The organism is Kitasatospora sp. NPDC007106 (genome assembly GCF_040634455.1).
In the GTDB taxonomy this organism is placed as follows: domain Bacteria; phylum Actinomycetota; class Actinomycetes; order Streptomycetales; family Streptomycetaceae; genus Kitasatospora; species Kitasatospora arboriphila.
Window position 1 is genome coordinate 1 of the sequence record NZ_JBEYFP010000490.1, and the last position, 4,494, is coordinate 4,494.

The window sequence follows — 4,494 nt, forward strand, 5'->3', positions numbered from 1 at the left end:
GGTGACCCGGCGCGCCCCCGCTCGTTGCGGCAGGCGTGACCGACGCCCGTGCCCGTCCCGACGAGCGGCCCGCCGACGACAGGTCCCGTGGGCAGTGCCGGGTCCGGGCCCTCGCGGAGCTGGCCCGCGCCGAGGTGCGCCGCGACCTCGCGGCGTTCCTCGCCGTGCTGGCGCGGGGCGGACCGGACGGGGAGGACCTGGAGCAGGAGGTCTGGCTGCAGGCGGCCGAGCGGGCGGCCGGGCCCGGGCTGCCCCGGGACCTGCGCGGCTGGCTGCGGGCCCGCGCCGTCCGGGCCGTGCTGACGGCCCGCCGGACGGCCGCCCCGGAGGTCCCGGTGCCGCGGCCGCCGGTGGCCCGCCGCGGGCCGCACGAGGAACTGCTGGCCGCGGAGCTCGGCAGGGCCGTCCGCCGGGCGCTGGGCCGGCTCTCCGGCCGCTGCCCCGAACTGCTGCTCTCGCTCGCCGAGTCGCCGGAGCTCAGCTACACCGAACTGGCCGCTCGGACGGGCATCCCGCGGGGCTCGATCGGCCCGACCCGGTCGCGCTGCCTGGCCTGCCTGCGGTCGCTGCTGGCGGCGCGCCGCGCGGACCTGACGGGGGAGTGACCGCGTACGGTCGAGGACGTGACGCTCGCCACGTCCGGCGGCCGGAAGGTTGAGACCCGGCGAAGCCGGGGTAGAGCGCTGGCGAACGTCTCTCCCGGCGTCGGGTCCGGCCCGCGTGTGCGCGGACCGGCCGCAGCGCCGTGCCGTCGCCCGGGAGCCGTTCGACCCTCTTCCCGGCCGGGCCGATCCCCGTCCGGGACCTCAGGCCGGGCACCGGTGCACACCCTCGGCGGCGCACCGGGCACTAACGATGGGGAGACCCCGCACATGGGCATGAGTGTGATCATCTCGCCGGCGACGCAGGACGACGCGGAGCAGATCCTCAAACTGCAGTACCTCGGCTACCAGGACGAGGCCGCGCTCTACGGGGACTGGGCCATCGAGCCCCTCACCCAGACCCTGGAGAGCCTGCGGGCCGAGCTGGGCGAGCAGGAGTTCTTCGTCGCCCGCCTCGGCGACGAGGTGGTCGGCACCGTCCGCGGCCGGCTGGACGCCGACGGCACCGCCCGGATCGGCCGCCTGGTGGTCCACCCGCGGATGCAGCGCCACGGCCTCGGCGGGCGCCTGCTGGACGCCGTCGAGCGGCGCCTGCAGGCCGTCGGCACGGTCTACGCCTTCGAGCTCTTCACCGGCCACCGCAGCCTCGGCAACCTGCGGCTGTACGCCCGGCACGGCTACCGGCAGACCGGCGTCCGCGAGGTGTCCGGCCGGCTGTCGCTGGTGACGCTCAGCAAGACCGTGCCGGTGCCGCTGGCGGCCTCCGCCTGACGCCCCGCCTGACGCCCCGTTCCGCCCGACGGCGCCCTCCCCATCCGGGGACGGGCGCCGTCGGGCTTGCGGCACAAGGGTCGTGTCCGCATTCCGGACCGGATCTCCTGTTTATTGGGATCGTGTCCGAAGGTCTGCTTAACTGTCTTCATGACTGCGACCACGACATGCACCCCCACCGGCACCGCGCCGGGCGGCGCGCGCCGCATGTGCTGTCGCATGTGTCACCACTGAGGGCCCTCGTCCCCCTCCTCGCGCCCCGAAGCGAGTACCCGCGCCGCCCGTCCGGCGCCCGCTGAGCCACCGCGTCGCCGATGCCCCGCCAGGGCCCTGCCCACGCGCACGCATCCGGCCCGGCAGCCACGGCCGACGTACGGCCACACCCCCACACCCCCTCCCTCCGGCGTGCCCCCGCACGCCTGCGAACGCCCGGTGCGCCGGCCCACGAGGCCGCGCCCCCGACCAACGGAAAGCAGCCGTGATCACCACTCAGGGCCTCACCAAGGTCTACCGCTCGCGCGGCCGAGAGGTCACCGCCCTCGACGGCGTCGACCTGCACGTCCGCGAGGGCGAGGTCTACGGAGTCGTCGGCACCAGCGGCGCCGGCAAGTCCACCCTCATCCGCTGCGTGAACATGCTGGAGCGGCCCACCGCCGGCACCGTCACGGTGGACGGCGTCGACCTGACCGCGCTGCCCGGCGGCGAGAACCGCGCCGGCCGCGAACTGCGCGAGGCCCGGCGCCGGATCGGCATGGTCTTCCAGCACTTCAACCTGCTCTCCTCGCGGACCGTCCAGCAGAACGTCGAACTGCCGCTGGAGATCATCGGACTCGACCGCACCGCCCGCCGCCGCAAGGCCGCCGAGCTGCTCGACCTGGTCGGCCTCGCCGACAAGGCCCGCAGCTACCCCGCCCAGCTCTCCGGCGGTCAGAAGCAGCGAGTCGGCATCGCCCGGGCGCTGGCCGGCGACCCCAAGGTGCTGCTCTCCGACGAGGCCACCAGCGCCCTCGACCCGGAGACCACCCGGTCGATCCTCGCCCTGCTGCGCGACCTCAACCGGCAGCTCGGCCTGACCGTCCTGCTCATCACGCACGAGATGGACGTCATCAAGTCCGTCTGCGACTCGGCCGCCCTGATGCGCGGCGGACGGATCGTCGAGTCCGGCGCGCTGACCGACCTGCTCGCCGACGGCGACTCCCGGATCGCCCGCGACCTCTTCCCGCTCGGCGAGTTCGCCTCCGGCCACAGCGGCCGCACCGTCGTCGAGATCACCTTCCAGGGCGACACCCCGGCGCAGCCGTTCGTCTCCCAGCTCGCCCGCACCTACCAGATCGACATCAACATCCTCGGCGCCGCGGTGGAGACCATCGGCGGCCGGATGGTCGGCCGGATGCGGGTCGAACTGCCCGGCGGCCACCGGGACAACGTCGTCCCGATCGGGTTCCTGCGCGAGCAGGGCCTGCAGGTCGACCTGCTCACCCCCGAGGGGGTGGCGGCATGACCTGGGACCAGATGCAGGAACTCCTGTGGCCCGCCACCTGGGAGACGCTCCAGATGGTCGGCGTCTCCTCGCTCGCCACCGTGCTGCTCGGACTGCCGCTCGGCGTCCTGCTGGTGCTCACCGACAAGGGCGGCCTGCTGCAGCACCCGGGCTTCAACCGGGTGCTCGGCGCGATCGTCAACATCGGCCGCTCACTGCCGTTCATCATCCTCATGGTGGCGCTGCAGGGCGTCACCAAGGCGATCGCCGGCACCACCATCGGCTGGCAGGCGGCCACCGTGCCGCTCACCATCGGCGCCATCCCGTTCTTCGCCCGGCTCGTCGAGACGGCCGTCCGCGAGGTGGACGGCGGCCTGGTCGAGGCCGTCCAGTCGATGGGCGGCTCCACCGCCACCATCGTCCGCAAGACCCTGCTGCCCGAGTCGCTGCCCGCCCTGGTGGCCTCCGTCACCACCACGGTCATCGCACTGATCGGCTACTCGGCGATGGCCGGCGTGGTCGGCGGCGGCGGCCTCGGAGACCTCGCCGTCCGCTACGGCTACCTGCGCTTCGAGACCGGCTTCATGTGGGTGATCATCGCCGAGCTCGTGGTCATCGTCACCGCGCTCCAGCTGATCGGCGACTTCTCCGTCCGCCGGCTGAGCCACCGCGGCGCCACCCCGAGGCGGTTCCGTCCCGAGGCCGTCGGCCTCCCCGGCGAGGCGGAGGCGGAACCCGCCTCCGCCCGCTGACCCAGACCCGCGGCCGGAGACCCCGGCCCGCACCCCGGCGGCCGTCCGCGACGGCCCGCCGACCACCGCACCACCGGAGAAAGGCACTTTTCGTGCGTAACGTCCTGAAGTTCACCAGCGTCCTCGCCACCGCCGGCGTCGCCCTCACCCTCGCCGCCTGCGGCAGCGAAGGCTCCTCGTCCTCCGGGGCGAGCGCCGACCCGAACAAGACGCTGACCGTCATAGCCAGCCCCACCCCGCACGCCCAGATCCTCGACTACGTCAAGAAGAACCTCGCCGACAAGGCCGGGCTCAAGCTCGACGTCAAGGTGGTCACCGACTACGTGACCCCCAATACCGCGGTCCAGGACGGCTCGGCCGACGCCAACTACTTCCAGCACGTTCCGTACCTCGACGACTTCAACAAGAAGAACGGCACCGACGTCGTCTCCGTCGGGACCGTCCACCTGGAGCCGCTCGGCCTCTACTCCAAGAAGGTCAAGTCCGTCGCGGAGCTGAAGGACGGCGCCGAGGTCGGCGTCCCCAACGACGCCACCAACGAGGGCCGCGCGCTCCAGCTGCTCGCCGCCGACAAGGTCATCACCCTGAAGTCCGGCGCCGGCACCACCGCCACCGTCCAGGACATCGCCACCAACCCCAAGAACCTCAAGTTCAAGGAGCTGGAGGCGGCCCAGCTGCCGCGCTCGCTCGGCGACCTCGACGCCGCCGTCATCAACGGCAACTACGCCCTCGACTCCGGCCTCAAGCCCGCCACCGACGCCATCGTCCTGGAGAAGGCCGACGGCAACCCCTATGCGAACATCCTCGCCGTCAAGAAGGGCCACGAGAACGACCCGCGGGTCCAGAAGCTCGCCCAGCTGCTGCACTCCGCCGAGGTCAAGAAGTACAT

5 protein-coding genes are annotated in these 4,494 nt (G+C 73.1%); all 5 read left to right on the forward strand.

Features of this window, described 5'->3' with window-relative positions; genetic code table 11:
- The first annotated feature begins 35 nt into the window (after positions 1–35).
- The gene (locus ABZ641_RS26780) at positions 36–605 is read left to right on the forward strand and encodes a sigma-70 family RNA polymerase sigma factor (RefSeq protein WP_359985674.1); all 570 of its coding nucleotides are present in this window, start codon (positions 36–38) and stop codon (positions 603–605) included.
- Positions 606–872: 267 nt separating this feature from the next.
- Positions 873–1,373, forward strand: a complete 501-nt coding sequence (locus ABZ641_RS26785; RefSeq protein ID WP_344621671.1) for a GNAT family N-acetyltransferase — start codon at positions 873–875, stop codon at positions 1,371–1,373.
- 478 nt (positions 1,374–1,851) lie between these two features.
- Positions 1,852–2,874 (forward strand): ATP-binding cassette domain-containing protein, encoded by a 1,023-nt coding sequence (locus ABZ641_RS26790; protein WP_344621672.1) that lies wholly within the window; start codon positions 1,852–1,854, stop codon positions 2,872–2,874.
- Complete coding sequence (locus tag ABZ641_RS26795; protein ID WP_359985678.1) at positions 2,871–3,605, forward strand: methionine ABC transporter permease; 735 nt, start codon at positions 2,871–2,873, stop codon at positions 3,603–3,605. The genes ABZ641_RS26790 and ABZ641_RS26795 overlap by 4 nt, the downstream gene beginning before the upstream one ends.
- A gap of 92 nt (positions 3,606–3,697) precedes the next feature.
- Positions 3,698–4,494 (forward strand): MetQ/NlpA family ABC transporter substrate-binding protein (locus tag ABZ641_RS26800; protein ID WP_359985681.1); only part of this gene is annotated, 797 nt, incomplete at its 3' end.